Consider the following 24,721-nt stretch of genomic DNA (forward strand, 5'->3'; position numbering starts at 1 on the left):
GCGGCGGCCCGGCGGCGGTGACGCGGCCGGGCCGGACGGAGCGGCGTCTACGATCGAGTCATGGCGGGTGCGAGCGTTCTCGTGGTCGAGGACGACCTGGTGATCGGCGCCGAGTTGACCGAGGCGCTGGAGGTCAACGGGTACGCCTCCACACTGGCCGCCGACGGGCGGGCGGCGCTGGACATCGCCCAGGCGGACCCGCCCGCCCTCGTCCTGCTCGATCTGGGGCTGCCCGACATGGACGGGGTGGCCGTCTGCCGCAAGCTCCGCCTGGCCGTCCCCGACGCCGTGATCGTCGTGCTCACCGCCCGCACCGAGGAGCTGGACGTGGTCGTCGCGCTCGACGCCGGGGCCGACGACTACCTGACCAAGCCATTCCGCCTGGCCGAGCTGATGGCCCGCCTGCGCGCGCACCTGCGGCGGCAGGCCGTCCTCCCGCAGGAGCGCACGCTGGCGGCGGGCCCCCTGCGGCTGGACCTTCCGGCCCGGCGCGCCTTCCTGGACGGAGCCGAGCTGACCTTGCGTCCCAAGGAGTTCGACCTGCTCGCGGTGCTGGTCAGCAAGGCGGGAGAGGTCGTCACCCGCGAGGAGCTGATGGACCGGGTGTGGGACGAGAACTGGTTCGGCTCGACCAAGACCCTGGACGTGCACGTGTTCGCGCTGCGCCGCAAGCTGGAGGAGTCCGGCGCGCGGTCGGACAAGGGCGTCCCGCGGATCACCACCGTCCGGGGCCGCGGGTACCGCTACGAGCACTGATCGGCGCGCGCGCCGCCTCGCGGGCATCGCGCGGCCGTACCGGGTGGCCTGATCACGCCGGGGAGGCGGGCAGCAGCAGGCTGAAGACCGGCGGGGCGTTACGGTGCAGCACCAGGCGGCCGCCCTCGGCCTCCGCGAGAGACCTGGCGAGCGGCAGCCCGATCCCGTGGCCGTCGTGGGCCGAGGCCGGCCGGGCGAACACGTCCTTCCCCTCCGGGACGCCCTCCCCCTGGTCGCCGACGTTCACCGCCACGCCCGGGCCGACGTCCGCGACCGTGATCACGACCTCGCCGGCCCCGTGCGTCAGGGCGTTGTCGAGCAGCACGAGGAGGATCTGCCGCACGGCCGCCGGGGCGGCGGTCACCGGGGGCAGGTCGGGCTCGATCCGGATGGTCAGGCGCCGGCCGCGCTCCGCCAGGAGGCCGTGCCAGTGCCGGCGCACCTCCTCCGCCAGGGCCCGCAGGTCGAGCGGGCGGCCCCCGGCGTGGGTGTGGCGGGCCAGGGTGACCAGGTCCTCGATCACCGTCCGCAGCCGTTCGCCCCGGGCCAGGGCGTTCCTGATGGCGTCGGCCTGGTCGGCGGCCGGGCGGGCGAGCGCCGACTCCAGGCCCAGCAGCAGGCCGGTCAGGCCGGTGCGTAACTGGTGGGAGACGTCGGCGCTGAACGCCTGCTCGCGGGCCAGCACGTCGCCCAGCCGCCGGGCCGTGGCCTCCAGCGCCTCCCCCGCCTGGTCGGCCTCGCGCAGCCCCGATCGCGGGGCCCGTACGGTGAAGTCGCCGTCGCCGAGCGCCAGGGCCGCGCCGGTCAGGCGTTCCAGCGGCGTGGCGAGCCGGCGGGACAGGTAGATGGCCATGCCGGCGGCAAGGCCGAGCGCGACCAGCCCGAGCGCGGCCATCAACAGCCACGCCCGGTGGATCCGGTCCTCGATCAGGTCGTGGTGGACGGCGACCCGGACGACCAGCCTGATCCCTTCGTCCGAGGGGATCGGGGCCGTCACGGCGAGGTAGCCGTCCTCGATGCGCTGGTGCGTGCGCCCGTCGTGGCTGCTCGCGGCGAGGGCGGAGGTCTCCGGTCCCGCGCCGAACAGGCGGCGGGCCCCGTTGACCGTGTAGACGCCGACGGTGAGGTCGGCGGCGATGTCGCGGGGCAACGCCGCCGGCAGGCGAGGGTCCTTGCCCACGTCGTCCGGCACGGCTGCGGCGATCCAGGCGGCGTCGCGCTGGAGCGCGGCGGCGGTCTCGTCGTGGTAGAGCCGGCCCACCGAGACCGCCAGCGGCGCGGCGAACAGCAGCACGGCCAGGGCGGTGACGGCGACGATCGCCGCCAGCGCCCGCCTCCGCAGCGGCGTGCCTTCAGCGCTCATGCGCGCATCGTGGCGGTTCGCAGGTAAGCATTCGGATAACTTTCTCCGGCACGGCCGTCGGCCTGACCGTGGGCGGCATGGCCCGTGCGCCCGGCCCGGCGTCGCAGGCCGCGGACCGTAGCAGGTCGCGCACGGACGCCGGCCGCGGACGGACGCAGGTCGCGCACGGACGCCCGCGTCGCGAACGCGAATCGAACGTGAACGTCGCGTTAACCTACCGCTCAGCCGACGCTGACCCGCCCGATCCTACGTTGGCGCCATGAACGCGCGACACACCGTCCTTGCGCTGGTCGTGGCCATGGCAGCCACGGCGTGCGGCGGGAACGCCGCCGACCCGGCCCCGACGGCGGCCACGGCGCCAGTGGGCCCGACCGCCACCCAGGCCACCGATCAGGCCACTCAGCCCGCTACTCAGGCCGCCACTCAGCCCGCCGCGCACCCGACCGAGTCCAGTCCCCCGGGCGACATCCCGGACGACACCGTCTTCCTCCCGTTCCGGCCACAGGGCCAGGGGTACGAGGTGAAGATCCCGGAGGGGTGGGAGCGCACCGACCTGCCCACCGGCGCGAGCTTCTCCGACAAGCTGAACAGCGTCCGGATCGAGATCGGCCCGCCGTCCGACCCGCCCGGGATCGAGCGGGTGGACCAGAAGAAGGTCAGCCGCAAGGGCGGCGAGGCCGAGCTGACCCGTTACCGCGTCGACAGCGCGCCGGACCCGGTGACGAACAAGGTCATCAGGGACGAGGTCGAGCGGTACGTCTTCACCAAGGGCGGGCGCCGGGCGGTGCTCACGCTGACCGGGCCGGTCGGCGCCGACAACGTCGACCCCTGGCGGACGGTCTCCGACTCGTTCCGGTGGACATCATGATCCTCCAGGCGGACGAGCTCTACCGCTTCTACCGCTCCGGCGACGAGGAGACGCGCGCGCTGCGCGGGGTCTCGCTGAACGTCGACGAGGGGGAGGTCGTCGCGATCAGCGGCCCGTCCGGCTCTGGCAAGTCGACGCTGCTGAACTGCGTCGCGGGCCTGGACGACCCGGACGGCGGCACGGTGCGGATCTCCGGCGAGCGGGTGAGCCACCGGAGCGAGGCCGACAAGGCGCGGCTGCGGGCGCGGCTGGTGGGCGTGGTGTTCCAGAGCGGCAACCTCATCGAGCACCTCACGGTCGCGCAGAACGCGCGGCTCGCGCAGAGCCTGGCCGCACGGCCCGACCCCGCCCATATGGCCGAGACGCTCGACCGGCTGGGCATCGCCACGCTGGCGGACGCCTGGCCCAGCCGCCTCTCGGGAGGCGAGGCGGCCCGCGCGGCGCTGGCCGTCGCGATGGCCTGCAAGCCCGTCCTGCTGGTGGCCGACGAGCCCACGGGGGAACTGGACGCGGGCAACGAGGCGTCCGTCCTGAGCCTGATCAAGGACCAGGCGTGCTACGGGGTCGCCGTCGTGATCGCCTCGCACAGCGCGGCCGTCCACCGTGTCGCCGACCGCGTCGTCCGCATCGCCGACGGGCGGGTGGCGTGATGGGCGTGACGGGCGTGACGGGCGTGATGGGCAGGGCCGTCGTGACCTGCCAGGACGTCGCCCGCACCTACGGCAGGGGAAGCAAGGCCGTGGTCGCCGTCCACGGCGTGAGCTGCACCCTGGCCCCCGGCGACCAGGTCGCTCTGATGGGCCCGTCCGGGTCGGGCAAGACCACGCTGCTCCATCTGCTCGCGGGCCTGGACCGGCCGACGACCGGGACCGTCGCGTGGCCCGAGCTGGACGACCGGCCCCGGGGCCGCGTCGGCGTCGTCTTCCAGGGGCCCAGCCTGCTCCCTCCGCTGGACGCCGCCGAGAACGTCGCCCTGCCCCTGCTCATCGCCGGGCTCCCCGACGTCGACGCCCGGGCCATGGCGCTGCGCGCGCTGGACTCGGTGGGCATCGGCGACCTGGCGGGCAAGCTGCCGCAGGAGCTGTCCGGCGGGCAGGCGCAGCGGGTCGCCGTCGCTCGCGTCCTGGCGGGGTCCCCGCGGCTGATCATCGCCGACGAGCCGACCGCGCAGCTGGACTCCGCGCTCGCGGCCCGCGTGGTGGAGTTGCTCATCACCGTCGCCCGGCGGCTGACGGCCGCGCTGGTCATCGCCACGCACGACCAGATGATCGCCGGCCTCCTGCCCATCCACTGGCGAATGCGAGACGGGGCGCTGGAATGCTGACCATCCTCTGGCTGCGCGGCCTGCTGACCCGCCGCGGCGGACGGCTCGCCGGCGCCGCCGCCGGGATCGCGCTCGCCGTGGCCCTCCCGGCCGCGCTCGGCGTGTTCCTCGCGTCCGCCAAGGCCACCATGACCACCCGCTCGGTCGCGCGTGTGGCCGTCGACTGGCAGGTCGAGGCCCAGCCGGGCGCCAAGATCTCCGTACCGATGCCCGGCACCTCGCGGCAGGTGGACTTCGCCCAGTTCGACGGCCTGGAGAACCGGCAGTCCGGGCGGACCGTCCCCACGGGGCCGGGACGGGCCCTCGGCCTGCCCGGCGACTACGCGACCGTCTTCCCCGGCCAGATGAGGCTGCTCACGGGCACCGCCTCCGGCGCCCTCCTCGCCCAGCAGACCGCCGCCAACCTGCGCGCCGTCCCCGGCTCGACGATCATCGTCCACCGGCCCGGACTCCCGGACGCCCAGGTGAAGATCGCCGGCGTGGTCGAACTGCCCGAGGCCGACTCCCTCTTCCAGCGGGTCGGCGCCCCGCCCGGCGCCCAGCCCACGGCCCCGCCGGACAACGTACTGATCCTGCCGTCGAGCGAATGGCACGCGCTGTTCGACGCGATCCCCCGCGACCGGGTGCGCACGCAGTTCCACGTGCGGCTGGACCACCGCCTGCCGCCCGACCCCGCCGACGCCTACATCAAGGTCACCGGCGCCGCCCGCAACCTGGAGGTGCGCATGGCGGGCACCGGCCTGGCCGGCGACAACCTCGGTGCCGCCCTCGGCGCGGCCCGCGAGGACGCCCTCTACTCCCAGCTCCTGTTCGTCTTCCTCGGCGTCCCGGGGGTGGTGCTCGCGATCCTGCTCACGGCGTCGATCACCCGCGTCGGCGCCGTACGGCGGGCCGCCGACCAGGCCCTGCTGCGCACGCGGGGCGCCTCGCCCGCGACCTTCCTGCGGCTCGCGCTGGCCGAGACGCTGGCCGTGGGCGTCGCCGGCGCCGTCGTGGGCCTCGGCCTGGCCGCCCTCACCGGGTGGCTGTCGCACAGCACGGCGGGCCTCGGCGGCGCGGCCGGATGGACGATCGCCAGCGCCGTGGTCGGGCTGCTGGTCGCCTGCGGCACCGTATTGCCCGCGGCGCTGCGTCCCGCGGGCGTGGTCGCCGGGCGCGCGCCGATCACCATCGGCGGACGGATGCCGGTCCCGCTGCGCTACGGGCTCGACCTCGTCCTCATCGCCGCCTCCCTGGTCGTCTTCAAGCTGACCAGCGGCACCGGCCACCAGCTCGTCCTCGTGCCCGAGGGGCTGACCCAGATCTCCGTCGACTACTGGGCCTTCGCCGGGCCGGCGTTGCTGTGGGCGGGCGCGGGCCTGCTCATGTGGCGGCTCACACGCCTGCTCCTCGGCCCCGGGCGGGCCATCGTCGCCCGGCTGTCCTCACCCCTGGCCGGCCGGCTCGCCGGGACCGTCGCGGTGTCCCTGGCCCGGCAGGCCGGGCCGCTGAGCCGCGGCGTGACCATGGCCGCCCTGGCCGTCGCCTTCGTCCTGTCCACGGCCACGTTCAACGCCACCTACCGCCGGCAGGCGCTCGTGGACGCCGTGCTGACCAACGGCGCGGACGTCACCGTGACCCGGTCCACCGCCACCGAGGCCCAGCTCTCCGCCGTCCCCGGCGTGTCGGGCGTCGAACCGCTCCAGCACGGCTTCGCCTACGTCGGATCGGACCTGCAGGACCTTTACGGCGTCCGGCCCGGGACCGTCCTGGCCGCCACCCACCTACAGGACACGTACTTCCCCGGGGACACCGCCGCCGGGGCCGTCAAGAAGCTGGCCGCTCGCCCCGACGCCCTGCTGGTCAGCCAGGAGACGGTCAACGACTTCCAACTGCGCCCCGGAGACCTCCTCAGGCTGCGGACGCAGGACGGGCGGATCGTCCCGTTCCACTACGCCGGCATCGTCACCGAGTTCCCCACCGCCCCCCGCGACAGCTTCCTGGTCGCCAACGCCTCCTACCTGGCCTCCGCGTGCCCCGGCGGGTGCGGCTCGACGACCTTCCTGATCTCCACCGACGGGACCGCGCCGCATTTGGTCGCCGACCGGGTGCGGGACCGGCTCGGCCCGGACGCCGGGATCACCGACCTGGACACCACGCGCAAGGTCGTCGGCTCCAGCCTCACGGCCGTCGATCTGTCCGGGCTCAGCGCCATCGAGCTGGGGTACGGCCTGGCGCTCGCCGCCGCGGCGACCGGGCTGCTGCTGATCCTCGGCTTCACCGAGCGGCGCCGCACGTTCGCCCTGGCCCGGGTGCTGGGCGCCCGGCCGCGCCAGCTCGGCGCCTTCATCTGGACGGAGGTCGGCCTGGTCGCGCTCGGCGCGACCGTGCTCGGCGCGGCGGCGGGGTGGGCGCTGGCGCAGATGCTCGTGGTCGTCCTCACCGGCGTGTTCGATCCGGCGCCCGATCAGCTCGCCGTCCCCTGGGGCCAGGTGGCCGCCATGGCGGCCGTGGGACTGATCGTCCTACCCGCCGCCGGAGCACTCGCCCTGCGCGCGGCCCGCCGCCCGCCACTGACCGTCTTGAGGGACCTGTGAAGGGATCCGTGAACCCTGGGGGACTTGTGAAGGGATCCGTGAACCCTGGGGGACTTGTGAAGGGATCCGTGCACCTTCCGGCGCCGTGCGGCCTGAACCGTGTACCCCATGCACGGTGAGGAGCTGCAAGCTCAGTCCCTTCAAGACCGAGAAGCTGACTTAACGGTGCGCCGGTGGTCTTCCCGGGAAAGGTGCCTGCGCGCCTGGTCCCGATGGGATCTTGGACAAGTGCGTTCATCCAGGCCCAAAGGCATATTTGCCGTGACAACGATTACCGGAGTACCCCAATGATCGCGAGAGCGGACACCCGGCCCCTGCCGGACCGCGGCTGGGGCACCGACCGGCACCGCTGGGACGAGGCATATCTGCCGGGCCTGAGCGTTTCCCCGGACCCGTTCCTCAAGGAATACGCCCACCTTTCCGAGGAGGCCCGCCACATGTCCCTGTGGCGCGACCTGGCGTACGGGCCCGGCGAGGCGGAGCGGCTGCAATTCTTCCCCGCGAAATCGTCCGGAGCACCCCTGCTGGTCTTCGTGCACGGCGGATATTGGCAGGAGCTGAGCGAGGCCGATTCCACGTTCCCCGCCCCCGCTCTCGTCGCGCGCGGGGCCGCGTACGCCGCCCTCGGGTACGGCCTCGCGCCGCGATACCGGCTGGACGAGATCGTGGAGATGGCGCGGCGCGGAGTCCGGTGGCTGCGCCGCAACGCCACGGCGCTCGGCGTGGACGAACGGCGCATCGTCCTCGCCGGGCACTCGGCCGGCGCCCAGCTCGTCGCGATGTGCCTGGACGCCGAGCCGGTGAGCGCCGCCGTGCTGCTCAGCGGCCTCTACGAGCTGGAACCCCTGCTGCACGCCTCGATCGGCCCCGCGATCCGGCTCACGGCGGACGAGGCGGAGCGCAACAGCCCGGTACGGGCGCTGCGCCCGGGCATGCCGCCGCTGCTGGCCGTGCGGGGCGCCGACGAGCCGATCGGATTCGCCGACCAGCAGGACCACCTGGTGGCCGCGGCGCGCGCGAACGGCCTGGACGTCACCGACATGGTGGTGCCCGGCCGTCACCACTTCGACCTGCCGATGGGGCTCGCCGACCCCGCCGACCCGCTGGGCCGGGCGGTGCTGGCCCTGCTCGGCGTATGAGCCCGCACATCGCACGACCTGGCATATGAGAGGCACGAGCGGTCGGCCCGGGCCGACCGGCGGACAGGAGGCGTGCGATGCCGGCGAGATCGCGGACGGTGCTGGTGACCGGCGGTTCGGCCGGAATCGGACGGGCGTGCGTACGGCGGTTCGCCGCCGGAGGTGACCGGGTGTGGTTCACCTACCGCTCCGGCAGGTCCAGGGCCGAGGAACTCGTGGCCGAACTGGCCGACGCGGACGCGCAGTCGGGGGCGTTCGAGTTCGACCAGGGCGACTGGGCCAGTCACGAACAGCTTCTGGACGCGCTGCCCGGCCCCGTGGACGTGCTGGTCAACAACGCGGCCGTCGGCTCCAAGACGGTGGAGGACTACGTCCCCGGCCCCGACCACGAGCGCGTGGCCGCCTTCCTGCGCGTCAACAGCGTCGGCCCCCTGTGGCTGATCCAGCGGCTGCTGCCGGGCATGCTCGAACGCGGCTACGGCAAGGTGGTGAACGTCGCGAGCGTCGGCGGCGGCATCTCCGTGTTCCCCGGCTTCCACATCGCCGACGGCATGAGCAAGGCCGCGCTCGCCTACCTCACCCGGCAACTGGCCGCGGAGCTGGCGCACCGGCCGGTCGAGGTCTTCGCGGTCAGCCCGGGCGCGGTGGAGACGGCCATGCTGGAGGCGAGCACGCTGTCCGGGCTGACGACCGGCGAGCGGGCGGCGCTGGAGTCGCGCCTGCCCCGGGGACGGCTGCTGCAGCCCGAGGAGATCGCCGAGGTCGTGTGGTGGCTGACCGGCGACCACGCCGTGCCGCTGCACGGAGCGGTGATCGACGCGTCCATGGGCCTCGGCGTGCACCCGGGCCTGCTGACCGGCATGCCGGCCGCCGCGCCCGTGGAATCGCAACCGGAAGGCGTGCACTGATGCTGTCGCGGACCGCCCGGCGGCTCGTCGCCGACGTCCCGGCGATCGCGGCGGCCCACTTCGAGGCCGAGGCCGACCCGTACCACGCCACCGACAACCCGGGTGGCCATGTCAACCTGGGCACCGCCGACAACCGCCTCGTGTGGGACCTGCTCGCCCCCCGCCTGGCGGAGGCGGGCCCGCCGCGCGCGCCCGACTGCCAGTACGGGCCGCTGCACGGCACCCCGGAGCTGCGGGCCGCGGTCGCCGCGCTGCTCGGGCCCCGCTGGAATACCATGATCGACCCGGACGACGTGGTGGTGGTCAGCGGCGCGACCGCCGCGCTGGACGTGCTCGCCACCGCGCTGTGCGACCCGGGCGAGGCCATCGTGGTGCCCGCGCCGTACTACGCGGCGTTCGACACCGACCTGGCGGGCCGCTCCGGCGCCCGGCTGATCCCCGCCCCGATGGACGAGGCCACCGGGTACGCCCTGGATCCGGAGGTCGTCGACCGTGTGCTGGAGACGGCGCACCGCGACGGCGTGACGGTGCGCGCCGTGGCGATCACCTCGCCGTCCAACCCGGTCGGGCACGTCCACCCCGAGCCCGTGCTGCGGGAGGTGCTGCGGGTGGCGCGGGCGCACGACGTGGACGTGATCGCCGACGAGATCTACGCCCACTCGGTGTTCGGCGCGGAGCCGTTCGTCAGCATGCTCGACCCCGCCCTCTCGGGCGACCATGCCCACCGGGTGCACGGCATCTGGGGGTTCGCCAAGGACTTCGGCCTGCCGGGCCTCAAGGTGGGCGTGCTGCACACCCGCGACCCGGACGTGCGCGCCGCCGCCCGCGCTCTGGCGTACTTCGCGCCCGTCTCCACCCAGACCCAGGCCACGCTGACGCGGCTGCTCGACGACACGCCGTGGGTGCGGGACTTCCTCGACGAGTCGCGGCGCCGGCTCGGCCGCTCGTACTCGTCCGCCGCGGCCCTGCTGGCGGACGGCGGCATCCCGCACGTCGAGGCCGACGGCGGCTTCTCGATCTGGATCGACCTGAGCGAGCGCCTGCCCGACAAGACGGCCGAGGGCGAGCACGAGCTGTGGCGGCGGATCTTCCACTCCGCGCGGGTGAACATCCTGCCCGGCACGGTGTTCGGCTGCCCCCGGCCGGGCTGGTTCCGGCTCTGCCACTCCACGGACGCCGGCACGGTCGCCGCCGGCGTCGCCCGGCTCGCACGCATGGGAGATACGCCGTGAGGAGTCCCTTCGGCCAGTGGTACGAGACGGCGGGCGTCCGGACCGGGGCTCGCCGCATGTTCGCGCAGGAGACCGAGGCCGGCAAGGTCTTCTACCCCGAGCGCCTTGTTCCCTATCTGGACCACGAGGCGCTGGCGGGCCTGCCGCCCGAGCGGCGGCGCGAGCTCACCGTCCGGCACCTCTACCAGTTCCTGCTCTCCACCACGCACCTGGAGACGCGGGTCGTCAACACCACCGCCGAACTGATCGCCAACAACCGCGCCGGGCTCGACCTGCCGGTGTCCGCGCGGCTGGACGCCTTCAAGGTCTACTGCGACGAGGGCTACCACGCGCTGTACAGCCTCGACCTCGCCGGCCAGATCGCGGACGCGACCGGCATCGCGATCCCGCCGTGGGACTACGGCGGCTTCGTGGACCGGCTGGAGCTGACCGGACGCGCGTTGCTGCCGGACGCGCCCGCGCTGGTGCCGCTGCTGCAGACCGTCGTGTTCGAGACGCTCATCACCGCCGTGCTCAACGAGATCCCGAACGACCCGTCCGTGGTCGGCGTCGTCCGCGACCTGACCCGCGACCACGCCAAGGACGAGGGCCGCCACCACCGCTTCTTCTCGGGCTTCTTCGCCGAGCTGTGGACCGGCATCGACCCCGGCCTGCGCGCGCCGGTGGCCCGGACGCTGCCCGCGCTCGTCCACGCGTGCCTGACCTGGGACGTCGAGCCGGTTCGCGCCTCGCTCCTGCTGGCGGGCCTGGACGCCGCCACCGCGGACCAGGTCGTCGCGGACTGCTATCTCGGCGAGGCCGCGGCCGGGCAGCTCGCCGACACCTGCCAGGCCACCGTGCGGACCTTCCAGTCGGCGGGCGTGCTGGACGTCCCCGGCGCCGCCGAGGCGTTCGCCGCGCACCGCCTCCTGCCGTCCCCGCAGGACCCGCCGGGACGCCCCCCGTCTCCGCAGGACGCATCGGGACATCCTCCGTCTCCGCAGGACACATCTGGACGTCTTCCCTCTCCGCAGGACCCTCCGGCACAGCACCCAACGACGCGCCACCCATCGTCACCGCGGCCATGAAGGGTCGGCACCATGTCACCCACGTCACCCACGTCGGTCTCGTCACCAACGTCACTCACGTCACTGACCTACGAGGAGTACCTGCGCCTGCCCGCCCTGCTCGACCTGCGGCGCCCGAGGTCCGTCCCGGTCGAGCACGACGAACTGCTGTTCATCACGGTGCACCAGGTATGCGAGCTGTGGTTCCGGCAGATGCTGACTGAGCTGTCCGACGCCCGCGACCACATGATGGCGGGCGACGGCTACCTTCCGCGGCTGCGGCTGCGGCGGTGCCACGTCATCGCGCGCATGCTGGTGGACCAGTTCGACATCCTCGACACGATGTCGCCGCCGGACTTCCTGCGGTTCCGTGACGCGCTCGGCTCGGCGAGCGGCGCGCAGTCGGCGCAGTTCCGCGCGATCGAACTGCTGTCCGGCGAGCCGCGTCCCGGCGCGTCCACGCCGACGCTGTGGGACGGTTTCCTCGCCGTCCTGGTCAAGGCGGGCTTCCGCGTGGGCACCAAAGGGGACAGGTTCGCCACCTACCTGGAGATCGCCGCGAACCGGGCCGACCACGCGGCGCTCTGGGAGCTCGCCGAGGCCCTCGTCGAGCACGACCAGGCGTGGTCGGCCTTCCGTTTCCGGCACGTGCTCATGGTCGAACGCCAGATCGGCCGCCGGGCGGGCACCGCCGGGACCACCGGCGCCGCCCACCTCACCGCCCGCCTCGGCGACCGCTTCTACCCCGAACTGTGGGAGCTGCGCTCGGCCCTGCGCTGACCCCAGCCCGGCCCCCGTGGGCGCTGGTCCCGTCTCATGCCCTCAAGTACGCCCCGGCCGCGCGGAAGGTTGCCCGCCGGGAACGCCGAAAGCCTCCCTCGTCCGCGGTGGGCGGTGAGGGAGGCTGCTCTTCCCCTCGGCGTGGTCGGACAGGGCGGCGAGCAGGGCGGGGGGTCGGGGGATGCTGCCGATCGGTTCGGTAGGGATTCCCATGGGGCGCAGCATAAGTGGAGATCCGGCCCCTCGGCAATCACGATGCGCGTCTGCCAGGTCACGGGGTGTGCGATCCGGGTCCTAGGGGTGGCCCCGGCGGTCTGCCGCCGCCTGCACCTCCACCGCGACCGGCGCCGCACCCGGCCATGGGGCTGGTCGGCGCCATTGGCGTCGGAGCATGTGGTCACAAGGGCCGTTGCACCACGTTTTGCCTGGACTGGGGCAAATGAGGTTCAATTTGAAGGAAAGGCAGGTCAACCACACATCGCCGACCCGCCCGCGTGATCGAGAGGCCGCCGCGTGAGATCGCCGCGGCACGGGGAAGTGCATATGCGGGACTACAGGGCGGTAGGCGATATGAGCTGGACGAACAAGGCGTTTCCCGGCGAGGAGCGCCGGCGAAATACCGAGGCGCGGACGGCCCGCGCCCCCTCCACTTCGGGCAACCAGCTATGAAGCAGACATCACCGGCAACACCTGCCCAGGCCGTCGAACCGTTCCGGCACGTCGGCCTGTTCTACCGCGACGAGATCGAGTACACGTCGCGGTGCACGGCGTTCCTGCGGGAGGCGCTGGCGCTCGGCGACCCGGCCATGGTGGCCGTGCCCGGCGGCGGCGAGGCGATCCGCGCGGGGCTCGGCGACGACGCCGGCCGGGTGAAGTTCGCGGACATGGCGGTCGCGGGCCGCAACCCCGGCCGCATCATCCCCTCGGTGCTGCTGGCCTTCGCCCACGCGCACCCCGGGCGCCGCGTGTGGATCATCGGGGAGCCGATCTGGAAGGGCCGCACCGAGCTGGAGTACCCGGCCTGCGCCACGCACGAGGCCCTGATCAACGCCGCGTTCGCCGGCCGGGAGGCCACCATCCTCTGCCCCTACGACACCACGGGGCTGGAGGCGCGCGCGCTCGCCGACGCCGAGCGCACGCACCCCCTGCTCCAGGACGCGGCGGGCTCGCGGCCGAGCCCTGCCTACACCGGCCCGGCGCAGGCCGCCGCCCTGTTCGACGAGCCGCTGCCCGCGCCCCCGCCGCACGCCGCGTCCCACACGTTCAACGGCACGGGCGGGCTCCCGGGCGTGCGCGCCTTCCTCGCCGACTGCGGCGCGTCGGCGGGGCTGGACGAGCGGCGCGTCGGCGACGTCCTCATCGCGATGAACGAGCTGGCGACCAACACCGCCGAGTACACCTGCGGACCCGGAACGGTGACGGTCTGGCTCGAAGACGGCACGCTGGTGTGCCAGCTCGACGACTCGGGGCAGATCACCGACCCCCTCGCGGGGCGGATCCCCCCGCCGGACCACACCAGGCGGGGCCGCGGCCTGGTCATCGTCAACGAGCTGGCCGACCTGGTGCGGGTCCACCACCGCCCGTCGGGCACCAGCGTGCGCCTGCACTTCGATCCGGCGCGGACCTACCAGGGGACGACGGGATACCAGCCGTAGCCGAACATCGACGGCAGGCGGATGTCCCAGTAGATCAGGGTGAACGAGCCCGCGACGAGGAAGGCGACCGCCGCCACCGTGGCCAGGCGTCCGGGCTTGGCCGCCAGCCACCGGGGGAAGCGCCCGCGCGCGGCGAGCATGAGGACGGCGAACAGCACCGCCATCACCACGATGTTGCCGAGAGACTGCAGGATGAACACCGCGGCCCCGTACAGCGGGTTGTGGATCTCGGCGGCGTACTCGAACAGCTTGTGGAACAGCGGGAAGGGGCGGCCGATCAGGAAGCCGCCGACCAGCGCGCCCAGCACGACCATGCGCACGTTCGGGTAGCGGCGCTCCAGGCGCGCCAGCGGGTCGGGGAGGATCTTCAGCGAGGCCAGGCCGAGCCAGAGGAAGGCCAGCCCGACCAGCCCGAACACCACGGACGCCTGGAGCAGCCGCACGGGCAGCCCGTCGCCGATCGTCGCCTTCGAGAGCTGCGGCAGACGCTCGCCGAGGAGCGCCCCGACGGCGCCGTACACACCACTGACGACGATCATGCCGAGCGCCAGGCGGCTGAGCGGGCGCAGCGTCTCGCGCAGGCGGTCCCGCCAGGACGCGCCCTGGCGGACCAAGGGGAGCACCGCGCCGAACGCGGCCACGTTGCAGGCGGTGAAGGTGCCGGCGAGCCCGGACACGAACGCGAAGATCGCCCCGGCGACGACGCCGGTGATGGCGGTGCCCTTGGCGTCGTAGCCGAGCAGCGTGTTGGCGACGTTGTCCCCGATGACGCTGTCGACGAAGTGGAAGGACCACAGGGAGGCGGCGACCGCGCCCGCGAGGACGCTGAGGAGGACGAGACGGGCCCGGTTCCGGGCGGCGACGGTGGAGTCGGAGGAACGGTGGCTGTCGGCGGCTTCGGTCAACGTCATGGCACACCCTCACAGACGTCGAAGGTCATGGGAGTCGGGGAGGCTGAATACCGGCGGGCGATCAGTTCCACTGCGACTTTGCGATCGGCGGAGGGCACGGTCAAGGAAATATCCCCCTATAGGGGTCCGCACGCTAGATCGGGTGATTTAGAGCTTTTTCGCCACTCATCGATAGGGGTGTCATGTGGGTACCGATTCCCCGGGGAGTACGCTGGATGCGAGCGGCGGCGATTTCGGCGCGGTCAATAACACCCCGGACGGCCCTCCATGGCGCACACCGACCCAACGTGCGAGCTACACATCCGCATGACCGGGCAGGCTCACGACCAGATGCTCCGCCTGCACGGTGACCAGCCCAGCGAGGACGACCTCGCCGCCTGGATGCAGGACGGGACCGTCGTCAGGCTCCTGGTCAGCGAGACGGCGAACAGTCCGCCGCGCGTCATTTTCGTGAATTTCGGAAGTGTCGTCCTGGCATGGCTCGGCCCCTTCAGGTCCGGCGGAGGCACCGCGCTCTGACCCCGGCGGGGCCGCACCCACCCCTTGATCACTATCGTCGCCCCTCCCCCGCCGCACACGCGCTCCCGCCACCGCCCGGGGGAGGCGGCGCCGGGTCCCCGCGGGCGGGGCGCCTCTGGCGTCACAAGCGTCCGGCCGATTCCCAGCACCCCCACCAGCACACGCGAAATACCGCTATCGAAGAACCCCCTATGGGGGGTGGCGGCGCAGAAGCGTGCCGATAGAGCCTGGATAGCGACCCCTAATAACTTCGTCATTGCGAGCAGGAAAACGGCACGGACGTGAGCCACCGGCCACAGACGAGGGGTCAGCCCGATGAGCAACCACATCAAGACCACCGCCACCCGGATCATCGTTCTCGCGGTCATCGCCACCGGCGGCACCGCCGCCCTCGCGACGACGGCCTTCGTGGCGACAGCGCAGCCCACCGCGGTGGCCAACCTCGCCGACGGCACCACCGCGACCCCGACTCCGACGCCGACCCAGAACGGCAACACCCCCTGGGGATGATCACTTCATCGGGCCCGGGAACATGGCGGCTGGAGCGGAGGCTCCGGCCGTTTTTGTTTTTTGGGCCCCCTATTGGCCGTCCGGCGGGCACACCGGGCCTTCGCCGAAAATCCCCGCCCTGAACGCCCGCCCGTAACGCGCGATCAACCCACCGCCGTGATCGTCGCGTCAAACGATAGGAATGCGCGAGAATTCACGCCCCCGAATTTACGCGCGCGGACGGCCACGGCCGCCACGGGCGGCGCGTCACGCCTCACCGTCCTCCCGCGTCCCTTCCCGGCGGATCGGCGGCGAACCGGTGACCGAAGCCGGGCGGCCCGGCGGCGCCACCACTCTCATGACGATCCCAATCGGCCCCTACCAGCACGGCCGCGGCCCGCTCAGGAGTGGGCGCGGAGGAGCTGCGCCTCGGCGTCGGCGAGGTAGTCGTCCAGCAGGCGCTCGGCTCCCGGGGCGTCGCCCGCCTCGATCAGCTTGAGGATCTCGTGGTTGCGCGCGATGTAGGGCTCGTGGAAGGCGCGCGGGTTCTTCATCGCGAGGAAGGTCAGCCGCAACTCGGCGAGCACCTGGCGCATCATCTCGTCGAGCCGGCCGCTGCCCGCGAGCGCGACGACGGCCTGGTGGAAGCGCATGTTGCCGGTGCCGACGTCCTGCCAGCGCTCCTCGGCCGCCGCGCCCTCGGCCGCGACGAGCGCCTCGCGCAGGGCGGCCAGCGCCTCGGGCGAGGGCGGGGCGGCGTCCCGGATCGCGGCGCACTCGACGAGCCTGCGGACGCGGTACAGGTCGACGACGTCCTCGGCGGTGAGGTGGCGGACGAACACCCCGCGGTTGAGCTGGTGGACGAGCAGCCGCTCGTGCGAGAGCAGGCGGAACGCCTCTCTCAGCGTGTTGCGGGAGACGCCGAGGGCCGTGCCGATCGTCTCCTCCGGCAGCCGGACGCCGGGCTCGAAGACGCCCTCGGTGATGCGCTCGCGCAGGATGGCCGCCACGCGCTCGGCGGTGCTGGTGCGCCCGAGCAGGTCGCGGTCCATGGCCAGCCGCGCGGCCGCGGCCTCCGCACTATCGATCACGACCGTTCAACCCTCTCCGTGACGTGGACGGAAAGAATCTTAGCACTAGGCTATTGTCAAATCGTAGGACGATCCTTATGTTGAATCCATCACCACCCTGGCGTACGGCCTCGCGGTCGTGGCGCCGCTCGGGCTGCCGGAGACACGGGCCCGCCGGCTCATCTGAGCCCGGCCCGACCGCCGCGCGAGCGACGGACCACACTGGAACCAGGAACAGCGACCCCGGAGCACCACATGTCCCGCCTGATCAGAACGATCGACCTCAACTCCGACCTCGGCGAGGGGTTCGGCCGTTGGGAGCTCGGCGACGACGAGGCGCTGCTGGCCATCGTGACCAGCGCCAACGTCGCGTGCGGCTTCCACGCGGGAGACCCGACGATCATGCGGCGCACGTGCGAGACGGCGGTCGCGCGCGGCGTCGCCATCGGCGCGCAGGTCGGGTACCGGGACCTGGCGGGCTTCGGGCGCCGCTTCATCGAGGTGCCGCCCGGCGACCTGGCGGACGAGATCGTCTACCAGATCGGCGCCCTGGACGCCTTCGCGCGCCTGGCGGGCGGCCGGGTCTCCTACGTGAAGCCGCACGGCGCGCTGTACAACGCGATCGTCCACCACGAGGTGCAGGCCGCCGCCGTCGTGGCGGCGGTCCGCGCCTACGATCCGAGCCTGCCGGTCCTCGGCCTGCCCGGCTCCGCGTGGCTGCGCATGGCCGAGGCCGCCGGGCTGACCCCGATCGGCGAGTTCTTCGCCGACCGCGCCTACACGCCGGAGGGGACGCTCGTCCCGCGCGGCCGTCCCGGCGCGGTGCTGCACGATGCGGAGGAGGTGGCGCGGCGCTGCCTGCGCGTGGCCCAGGGCGATCCAGTGGAGGCCGTGGACGGCACGCCGTTGTCGCTGCGGGCGGCGTCGATCTGCGTCCACGGCGACAGCCCGGACCCGGTGCCCATGGCCCGCAAGGTCCGTGAGGCACTCGCCGCGTCCGGGTTCGAGATCGTGTCCTTCGCCGGCGAGGCGAGGCCCCGGTGAGCCCGCGGTTCCGGCGCTGCGGCGACGGCGCCGTCCTGGTGGAGGTGGGCGGCGCGGCGGAGGTGCTCGCCCTGTACGACACGCTCGCCGCCGACCCCCCGCCCGGGGTCACCGACATCCTGCCCGCCGCGCGCACCCTGCTCGTCCGGTTCGAGCCCCCCGCCGACCGGGGGTCGGTCGAGTCGGCGGTCCTGAACGCCCGCCCGGCCCCGGGACGGCGCGCGGCGGCGGGCGAGGTGACGGTCCCCGTCGTGTACGACGGCGCCGACCTCACCGACGTCGCCGGGCTGACCGGCATGTCCGAGCGCGAGGTGGTCGAGGCGCACACCGGCACGCTGTGGACGGTGGCGTTCTCCGGCTTCGCCCCCGGGTTCGCCTACCTGGTCGGCGGCAACCCCCGGCTGCGCGTCCCCCGCAGGACCGAGTCGCGCGTGCGGGTGCCGGCCGGGGCGGTGGCGCTGGCGGCGGGGTTCAGCGCGGTGTACCCGCGCGAGTCCCCCGGCGGCTGGCGGCTCATCGGCCGCACGGAGCTGACGGTCTGGGACGTCGCCGCCGACCCGCCCGCGCTGCTGCGACCCGGCGCGCGCGTCCGGTTCGTGGAGGCCGGCCGTGGGTGAGACGTTCCGCCTGCTGGAGGTGGTCGCGACCGGGCCGCTGGCGAGCGTGCAGGATCTCGGGCGTCCCGGGCGGGGCGATCTCGGGGTGGGACGCTCCGGCGCGGCCGACCGGGGCTCGCTGCGGCTGGCCAACCGGCTGCTGGCCAACCCCGAGGGCGCGGCGGCGCTGGAGGTGACGCTGGGCGGCCTGGCCGTACGCGCGCATGGCGACCTGCTGGTCGCGCTGAGCGGCGCGCCGTGCCCGGGGACCGTGATCGAGGCGTCCGGGCGGGCGCGCGGCATCGGCCATCACGCCGTCGAGCGCCTGCCGGACGGGGCGACGCTGCGGCTCGGGGTGCCGAGGTACGGCCTGCGCACGTACGTCGCGGTCCGGGGTGGGCTGGACGTGCCCGAGGTGCTCGGGTCTCGGGCCACGGACGTCATGGCGGGGCTCGGCCCGGACCTGCTCCGGGCCGGCGCGCTGCTGCCGGTGGGCCCGCCGCCGGGCCGCTTCCCCGGCGTGGACCTGGCGGCGGTCGCCGAGCCGCGCGACGACGTGCCCGTCCTCGCCGTCCTGCCGGGGCCGCGGGACGACTGGTTCGCCTCGGGCGCGCTGCGGGCGCTGTGCGCGGAGCCGTACGAGGTGACGGCGGACAGCAACCGGGTCGGCATGCGGCTGCGCGGGCCGGTCCTCGAACGCGTGCGGGACGGGGAGCTCCCCCCGGAGGGCATGGTGCCGGGGGCCCTCCAGGTGCCGCCGTCAGGGCAGCCGACGCTCTTCCTGGCCGACCACCCGGTGACCGGCGGCTATCCGGTGATCGCGGTGGTGCGCACGCGGGACGTGGACCGCGCGGCGCAGGTCCGCCCGGGGCAGCGGGTCCGGTTCCGGCTGAGCGCGGACTAGAAGGGCGTTTCCGGCCGGAACGGTTCTGGGCCTGCGGGGTGACGCCGCAGGCGGCCGTGACCGCGTCACGGCCGCCCTTCGCGATCGGGCACGCGCCCGGGCACATGGCGATCACCGATGCCCGGGACGCGACGTACGTCGTGCCGTGATTCCCGGCGAATCCCGACGAATCCCGGCGGCTCCCAGTGGCTCCTGAGGTCCGCTACCAGCCGAAGCCGGCGGCGTAGGTCACCGAGGCGAGCACCTGCTGGCCGGTGGTGTTGGGGTGGAAGTAGTCCCAGGTGCTGATCTGGGAGAGGGCGAACGGGTAGCTGAACACCGCGCCGCCGTCGTACTTGCAGGTCGCCACCTCGCCGCACACGCGGGCGAGCACGGCGTTGTAGTCGGCGACGCGCTGGTGCACGCGGTCGCGCCGCTCGACGTCGGCGGCGCTGGTGGAGCGGGGGTTGGCGAGCAGCGACTGGCAGATGCCGAACGCCGCCCAGGCCGTGCGGGCGGCGGTGTTGTCCTTGCCGACCTCCCACAGCCGCTTCACGTCGGGGACGCTGGCGACGAAGATCGACGCGCCGGGAAGGCCGGTGGTGAGCGTGCTCATCGCCGAGCGGAACCGGGCCTCGAAGTCGGCGACCGAGGTCATCGTGGACTCCGAGGAGGTGCACGCGTCGTTGGCGCCGATGAGGATCGTGACATAACCGACGCGCTGGGAGACGGCCTGCTGGGCCTGGGCGGTCATGTCGGCGACCACGGCGCCCGTCTTGCCGTCGTTGTAGGCGACGAGGGACGGGGAGACGTTGCGGACGCGCAGGTAGTGGCTGTTGACGGACGTGGTGGACCCGGTGGACCACGACCGTGACGGGCAGTCGACGTAGAACCCGCACGCGTTGAAGCCGCGGGTGATCGAGTCGCCCATCGAGGCGATGGACGTGGGGACGGGCGGCGCGGCGGCGACGGCGGGCGCGGGAGCGGCGACCACGGCGACGACGGCCAGCAGGCTGACGAGTGTGGTGAGGACGGCGAGGACGCGAAGGCTGAGGGTGGGGGGTGGGGTGGGCAAGCGGGCCTCCTGGGGCTGGTCCCCCGTGGCAACGGTTGATCAGAATGTCAGCCCGCTTTGCCTGATTTACAAGCTCACATTACAAATTACTGACTCGTAGGTAACATAGGTCGGGTCTCGGCACGGGCGCCCGTGCCGAGACCCCGAAGACCGGGCGAAACACCCGCGACCAGCACGGGAGCATCCCGGAAACCGAACGACCGGCCGCCCGTGAGGACGACCGGCCGAGCGGCTCCTGACTCCTCGCCCCTTACCTCAGCGCGGCGTCCAGGGCGCCGGTGAGCGTGCCCGGGTCACCGGACATCTCCCAGATCATCGCCCCGAGCAGGTTCTTCGACCGCAGCCACGCGGCCTTCTTCTGGATCGACCACGTGTCGTCGAAGCTCCACCACTGCCCGCCGTTGCCGGTGTAGCAGTACGTGGCCACCGCGACCTCGTCGTGCCGCACGGTGCAGCCCGGCACGCTCGCCACGAGGTTGGCGTAGCCGCGCGTGCCCGCCTCCTCCTGGAACTGGCCAGGCGCCGCGCCGGTCGCCGACTGCCACTCGCCGAACTTGCCGCCGTCCGCCACGCCCTGCCAGCCGCGCCCGTAGTAGGCGAGGCCGATGGTCAGCTTGCGGGGGTTCACCCCGGCCTGGAGGTACACGTTGATCGCGTTCTCCACGCTGAAGTGGAAGCTGTACGGGTCGTCGGCGTCGGCGTACAGGTTGCCCTGGTGACCGGTCCGGTTCGGCTCCCAGGAGTTGTCGCTGCCCGAGCCGTGGAAGTCGTAGCCCTGCACGTTGAAGATGTCCAGGGACTTGGCGACCTCCGGCAGGTCCCAGCCGGCGGCGATCTTCGCCGGGTCGGCCGGGGTGAACGCGGTGAGCTGGTACCGCTTGCCGGTCTCCAGCGTCAGCGCGTCGAGCTGACGGCGGAACTCGGCGATCAGCAGCGTGTTGCCGGCCTTGTCGTTCGGGCTGACGTGGTTGCCCGGGTGGCCCTCGGCGCCCGGCCACTCCCAGTCGAGGTCGATGCCGTCGAAGATGCCCGCGGCGCTGCCGGGGCCGCCTGCGCCGTTGTAGACGGGCAGGTTGCCCTTGATGTAGGTGTCGATGCAGGAGGCCACGAACTTCTTGCGCGCGGCGTCGGTGGCCGCCACGTCCGAGAAGTACTTCGAGTACGTCCAGCCGCCGATCGAGATGAGGATCTTGATGTTGGGGTACTTGGCCTTGAGCTTCTTGAGCTGGTTGTAGTTGCCGCGCAGGCTCTCCCAGCCGGTGTCGCCCTGGCCGTCCACCGACTGCGCGGCGCTCATCGGCCGCCCGTAGTCGGCGTCGGCGTCGCCCGCGCCGTCGCCCTGGTTCGGGTCCTGCGGGTTGGTCGTGGTGCCCCGGGTCACGCCCTGCAGGCAGGTCAGGTTCTGCGGGTCGATGTTGGCGAACGCGTAGTTCAGATGGGTCAGCTTGGCGGCGGCGCCCGTCGTGTCCAGGTTCTTGACGAAGTACTGGCGGCCGTAGATGCCCCACTGCACGAAGTAGCCGACCCGCGCGTAGCCGCTGCCGATGATGTCGGTCGTGCTGACCTTGAGCGCGGCGCTCGGCGCGGACAGGTTGTCGTACAGGTCACGCGCCCGCACGGTGAAGGTGTACTCGGTGGACGGCGACAGGCCGGTGACCGTCGCCGAGGTGCCGATGACGCTGGCGGCCAGGGCCGACCCGTTGTAGACGTCGTACCCGGCCACGCCCTTGTTGTCGGTGGAGGCGGTCCACGCGAGCGCGATCTCGGCGGGGCCGGTGGACGTGCTGCGCAGGCCGGTGGGGACGGTCGGCGCCTGGGTGTCGTCGGCCGGGTTGCTCGTCGTCACCGACAGGGCGGCGCTCGCCGGGGACAGGTTGCCCTTGCGGTCCTTGGCCTTCACCGTGAACGAGTACGCGGTGTTCGGGGTGAGGCCGGTCACGGTGGTGCTGGTGCCGGTCACCTCGGCGGCGAGGGCGGTGCCCCGGAAGACCTGGTAGCCCGTGACCGGCAGGCTGCCGCCGGTGGAGGCGTCCCACGCCAGCGAGACGGTCCTGGTCGTCTTGACCGGCGAGCGCAGGTTTCCGGGCGCGCCGGGCGGGGTGTCGGCGGCGCCGTCGCAGCGCACGTCGTTGACCCGGCAGTTCGAGGGCGAGGCCGACGCGCTGCTCAGCGTGAACGACGGGCTGTACGGCTCGGTGCTCCGGTTCGCGGCGACCGTCGTGTTGTAGTAGACGGGGGTGAGCGTGACGTGGGTGCCGCTCTGGCTGATCGTCGCGTTCTGCGCGCCGCTCGCGGTGACGCCCGAGGGCAGGTCGAACGTGATCGTCCAGCCGTTCAGCGCGGTGGCGGTGTTGTTGTTGACGACGTACGTGCCGGTCGTCCCCGAGGCGGAGTAGATCGCGGTCAGCGGCGCCGGGGGCGGCGGGTCTTCTCCGCTGCCGTCACAGTTGGCGCCACCGATCGTGCAGTTCGCCGGCTGGGCCGCCGCGCTCAACGTGAACGCCGGGCTGTACGGCTCGGTGTTCCCGCCCGGCTGGACTGTGGCGATGTAGTACGCCGGGTTGAGCGTCACGCGGGTCCCGCTCTGGGTGGCGGTGGCGTTCTGCGGGTTGGAGACGGTCACTCCGGCGGGAAGGTCGAACTGGATCGACCAGCCGGTCACGGCGGTGGTGCCCGGGTTGCTCACGACGAACTTGCCCTGGGTGCCGGTCAGGGTGAACGCCGCGGTGAGGCGGGCCGCCGCCGCGTTCGCGGGGATCGCAAGGGCGGTCGCCACGAGCGCGAGCAGCAGTACAACGGAGAATCGGCGCATGTGGGAGCTCTTTCCTTTAGGAAAGTTTCCTAAGAGTTGCGTGCAACATAACTCCGGGCCAACCCTTGAGCAAGACCCAAAACGGCCGGGCGTCCCGCGAAGAGGATCGACTCGAACGTCAGCGCGGTCACCGGCAGCGAACGTTCGACCGGTGGTACCCCGACGGCGGCTACCCCGCCAACTCGATCGCCGTGCTCGCCGGCCTCAGCACCCCTGAGCTGACCGTCCAGATCGACGGCATGGCCGCCGTCCCCACCCCGGTCGCGTCGGAGATGGCGAACAGCGACCTCATGCACGAAATCATGGAAGCCGTCTGACCCGAGACAGCGCTCGGGCCCCGGGGACGAGGCCCGAGGACAAGGCCCGGGGACAAGCTCCGGGGACGCGACGAAGCCGGGCCGCGGCCGACGACGAGGCCGAGGGGCCGACCGAGGACGGGGGGCGAGGCCGAGGGCCAGCCAGGGACGGGGACGAGGTCGAGGGGCCGGCCGGGGACGCGGGACGAGTGACACCCGGGGCCGGGCACGGCCGGGCGGGGCGGGTGACGAAGAATGCGAGGTGTGACGACATCGCCGTCTCCGACTCCGTCTCCGGGTGACCTCCCGGAGGGCTTCCCCTCCGGCATGGTGACCGCCGAACCCGCTCTGGTCACGAAAGCCCTGGCCGAAGTGTCCGCCATCGGGCCGTATTTCGAGATCTCGTCCGACGCCGGGCGTGAGGACGAGCCGCTCTGGCGGCCTCTGCGCGAGCTGTCCCGCGACACCGAGGCCCTGCGCGCCCGGATCACCGACTACAGGCGGCGGCTGGGCGTCCGGGAGGACCGGGTCGCGGCGTCCATCCTGTTCCAGGGGCTCGCGGCCCGCATGTGGTCCCCAGTGGTCGGCACGGTCAGCGCGTACGGCCTGCTCCCGGCCACCGTGTCCGAACACCTGCTGTGGCGCCCGGTCCCGACCGGACCGCTGCCTCTGTGGGCGCCGCCCTCCACCATGCGCTGGCTCGTCCTCCCATCCCTCGCGACCGGTGCAGCCCCCGAAACCAGCCCGGCCCCCGCCCCCGGGACAGGCCCGGCCCCCGCCTCTGAAGCCAGTCCGGCCTTCGGCCCTGGAATCGGCCTGACCCTGGCCCCCGGAACCGGCGCCGCGCCCGCCGGTGCGGCCGGAATCATCGGAGGACCCGGCACGGGAAACGGTCAGGTGGCCGAGCTGGTCTACCGGACCGTCGTGACCGAAATGCTGGAACCCCTGGCCGAAGCCTTCCGCAGTGTGAGCAAGATCGCGAGCGGGCTGCTGTGGGGCAATGCCGGCTCCGCGCTGGCCGGCATCCTGCGCACGCTGCCGCAAGCCCGGCCCGACCTCGCGCCGCGCGCGGCACGCCTGGTGGGCGACGTGCTGCGGCTCGGCGTCCTCGCGGGGACCGGCCGGCTCGCGGAGCCCGCGCCCGGTACACACCTGTTCGTCCGGTCGAGCTGCTGCCTGTACTACCGCGTCCAGCCCGGCGGCTACTGCGACGACTGCGCCCTGATCCCCACCGCCGACCGGGCGGCCCAGTGGGCACGCCTGACAGGAGGCCCCCTGTGACCCGCCACTTGCGGGCGATAACTCCCCGCCCACACCGCCACCGGCCCGGGGAACGTCCCCGCCTGAACCACCACCGGCGCGCGGAACGTCTCCACGTG

General features: G+C 73.0%; 23 protein-coding genes and 1 pseudogene. 19 read left to right on the forward strand and 5 right to left on the reverse strand.

Annotation, left to right across the window (positions count from 1 at the left end; all coding sequences use genetic code 11):
- Positions 1-60: 60 nt before the first annotated feature.
- Positions 61-756, forward strand: a complete 696-nt coding sequence (locus tag AB0M95_RS19950) for a response regulator transcription factor (RefSeq protein WP_358522853.1) — start codon at positions 61-63, stop codon at positions 754-756.
- A gap of 52 nt (positions 757-808) precedes the next feature.
- Here the strand turns inward: AB0M95_RS19950 and AB0M95_RS19955 are convergent, their stop codons facing one another.
- Positions 809-2,119, reverse strand: coding sequence for a HAMP domain-containing sensor histidine kinase (locus AB0M95_RS19955; RefSeq protein ID WP_363766459.1), 1,311 nt, complete (start codon positions 2,117-2,119; stop codon positions 809-811).
- Positions 2,120-2,378: 259 nt separating this feature from the next.
- On the opposite strand from AB0M95_RS19955, the gene AB0M95_RS19960 reads away from it, so the two are divergent.
- From AB0M95_RS19960 to AB0M95_RS20005, 10 genes are all read left to right on the forward strand, one after another.
- Positions 2,379-2,987: a hypothetical protein gene (locus AB0M95_RS19960; protein WP_363766461.1), complete on the forward strand. Its 609-nt coding sequence runs from the start codon at positions 2,379-2,381 to the stop codon at positions 2,985-2,987.
- Positions 2,984-3,637, forward strand: a complete 654-nt coding sequence (locus tag AB0M95_RS19965; RefSeq protein ID WP_358523156.1) for an ATP-binding cassette domain-containing protein — start codon at positions 2,984-2,986, stop codon at positions 3,635-3,637. Before AB0M95_RS19960 ends, AB0M95_RS19965 begins: the two co-directional genes overlap by 4 nt.
- A gap of 5 nt (positions 3,638-3,642) precedes the next feature.
- Positions 3,643-4,311, forward strand: a complete 669-nt coding sequence (locus tag AB0M95_RS19970; RefSeq protein WP_363766463.1) for an ABC transporter ATP-binding protein — start codon at positions 3,643-3,645, stop codon at positions 4,309-4,311.
- Positions 4,305-6,887 carry an FtsX-like permease family protein gene (locus tag AB0M95_RS19975; protein WP_363766466.1) on the forward strand — a complete coding sequence of 861 codons (2,583 nt, stop codon included), beginning with the start codon at positions 4,305-4,307 and terminating at the stop codon, positions 6,885-6,887. The genes AB0M95_RS19970 and AB0M95_RS19975 overlap by 7 nt, the downstream gene beginning before the upstream one ends.
- A gap of 287 nt (positions 6,888-7,174) precedes the next feature.
- Entirely contained in the window at positions 7,175-8,026 is an 852-nt protein-coding gene (locus tag AB0M95_RS19980) for an alpha/beta hydrolase (protein WP_363766469.1), read from the forward strand.
- 77 nt (positions 8,027-8,103) lie between these two features.
- Entirely contained in the window at positions 8,104-8,934 is an 831-nt protein-coding gene (locus tag AB0M95_RS19985; protein ID WP_363766472.1) for an SDR family oxidoreductase, read from the forward strand.
- Positions 8,934-10,166 carry an aminotransferase class I/II-fold pyridoxal phosphate-dependent enzyme gene (locus tag AB0M95_RS19990; RefSeq protein ID WP_363766475.1) on the forward strand — a complete coding sequence of 411 codons (1,233 nt, stop codon included), beginning with the start codon at positions 8,934-8,936 and terminating at the stop codon, positions 10,164-10,166. Before AB0M95_RS19985 ends, AB0M95_RS19990 begins: the two co-directional genes overlap by 1 nt.
- Entirely contained in the window at positions 10,163-11,233 is a 1,071-nt protein-coding gene (locus tag AB0M95_RS19995) for a diiron oxygenase (RefSeq protein ID WP_363766477.1), read from the forward strand. Before AB0M95_RS19990 ends, AB0M95_RS19995 begins: the two co-directional genes overlap by 4 nt.
- Before the next feature lie 12 nt (positions 11,234-11,245).
- Complete coding sequence (locus AB0M95_RS20000; protein WP_363766479.1) at positions 11,246-11,992, forward strand: tryptophan 2,3-dioxygenase family protein; 747 nt, start codon at positions 11,246-11,248, stop codon at positions 11,990-11,992.
- A 665-nt stretch (positions 11,993-12,657) separates the two neighbouring features.
- Positions 12,658-13,647, forward strand: coding sequence for a sensor histidine kinase (locus AB0M95_RS20005; protein ID WP_363766482.1), 990 nt, complete (start codon positions 12,658-12,660; stop codon positions 13,645-13,647).
- Here AB0M95_RS20005 and AB0M95_RS20010 read toward each other — a convergent pair.
- The gene (locus tag AB0M95_RS20010) at positions 13,617-14,558 is read right to left on the reverse strand and encodes a hypothetical protein (protein ID WP_363766485.1); all 942 of its coding nucleotides are present in this window, start codon (positions 14,556-14,558) and stop codon (positions 13,617-13,619) included. The two genes, AB0M95_RS20005 and AB0M95_RS20010, sit on opposite strands and share 31 nt — an antisense overlap.
- Positions 14,559-14,864: 306 nt before the next feature.
- Between AB0M95_RS20010 and AB0M95_RS20015 the strand changes: the two genes are divergently transcribed.
- Positions 14,865-15,077, forward strand: coding sequence for a hypothetical protein (locus tag AB0M95_RS20015; RefSeq protein ID WP_358522893.1), 213 nt, complete (start codon positions 14,865-14,867; stop codon positions 15,075-15,077).
- A 315-nt stretch (positions 15,078-15,392) separates the two neighbouring features.
- A complete protein-coding gene (locus AB0M95_RS20020; RefSeq protein ID WP_363766488.1) occupies positions 15,393-15,587 on the forward strand; it encodes a hypothetical protein in 195 nt (64 codons plus the stop codon).
- Positions 15,588-15,967: 380 nt separating this feature from the next.
- Here the strand turns inward: AB0M95_RS20020 and AB0M95_RS20025 are convergent, their stop codons facing one another.
- Positions 15,968-16,657 carry a GntR family transcriptional regulator gene (locus AB0M95_RS20025; RefSeq protein WP_363766491.1) on the reverse strand — a complete coding sequence of 230 codons (690 nt, stop codon included), beginning with the start codon at positions 16,655-16,657 and terminating at the stop codon, positions 15,968-15,970.
- 234 nt (positions 16,658-16,891) lie between these two features.
- Between AB0M95_RS20025 and AB0M95_RS20030 the strand changes: the two genes are divergently transcribed.
- The 4 genes and pseudogenes from AB0M95_RS20030 to AB0M95_RS20045 all read left to right on the forward strand — a co-directional run.
- Entirely contained in the window at positions 16,892-17,680 is a 789-nt protein-coding gene (locus AB0M95_RS20030) for a 5-oxoprolinase subunit PxpA (RefSeq protein ID WP_363766494.1), read from the forward strand.
- Complete coding sequence (locus AB0M95_RS20035) at positions 17,677-18,297, forward strand: allophanate hydrolase subunit 1 (RefSeq protein WP_363766497.1); 621 nt, start codon at positions 17,677-17,679, stop codon at positions 18,295-18,297. Before AB0M95_RS20030 ends, AB0M95_RS20035 begins: the two co-directional genes overlap by 4 nt.
- Positions 18,290-19,180 (forward strand): biotin-dependent carboxyltransferase family protein, encoded by an 891-nt coding sequence (locus AB0M95_RS20040; protein ID WP_363766500.1) that lies wholly within the window; start codon positions 18,290-18,292, stop codon positions 19,178-19,180. The genes AB0M95_RS20035 and AB0M95_RS20040 overlap by 8 nt, the downstream gene beginning before the upstream one ends.
- Before the next feature lie 23 nt (positions 19,181-19,203).
- Positions 19,204-19,329: pseudogene (locus tag AB0M95_RS20045) on the forward strand (DUF1445 domain-containing protein); the annotation flags it as partial.
- A gap of 53 nt (positions 19,330-19,382) precedes the next feature.
- Here AB0M95_RS20045 and AB0M95_RS20050 read toward each other — a convergent pair.
- Entirely contained in the window at positions 19,383-20,234 is an 852-nt protein-coding gene (locus AB0M95_RS20050) for an SGNH/GDSL hydrolase family protein (protein WP_363766503.1), read from the reverse strand.
- Between the two features lie 250 nt (positions 20,235-20,484).
- Positions 20,485-23,046: a glycosyl hydrolase family 18 protein gene (locus AB0M95_RS20055; protein ID WP_363766506.1), complete on the reverse strand. Its 2,562-nt coding sequence runs from the start codon at positions 23,044-23,046 to the stop codon at positions 20,485-20,487.
- Positions 23,047-23,111: 65 nt separating this feature from the next.
- Here AB0M95_RS20055 and AB0M95_RS20060 point away from each other — a divergent pair, with 65 nt between their 5' ends.
- Positions 23,112-23,363 carry a hypothetical protein gene (locus tag AB0M95_RS20060; protein WP_363766509.1) on the forward strand — a complete coding sequence of 84 codons (252 nt, stop codon included), beginning with the start codon at positions 23,112-23,114 and terminating at the stop codon, positions 23,361-23,363.
- 243 nt (positions 23,364-23,606) lie between these two features.
- Positions 23,607-24,623 (forward strand): (2Fe-2S)-binding protein, encoded by a 1,017-nt coding sequence (locus AB0M95_RS20065; protein ID WP_363766512.1) that lies wholly within the window; start codon positions 23,607-23,609, stop codon positions 24,621-24,623.
- Positions 24,624-24,721: the final 98 nt, after the last annotated feature.

Origin of the sequence: Sphaerisporangium sp. NPDC051017 (assembly GCF_040683095.1) — a bacterium.
In the GTDB taxonomy this organism is placed as follows: Bacteria; Actinomycetota; Actinomycetes; order Streptosporangiales; family Streptosporangiaceae; genus Sphaerisporangium.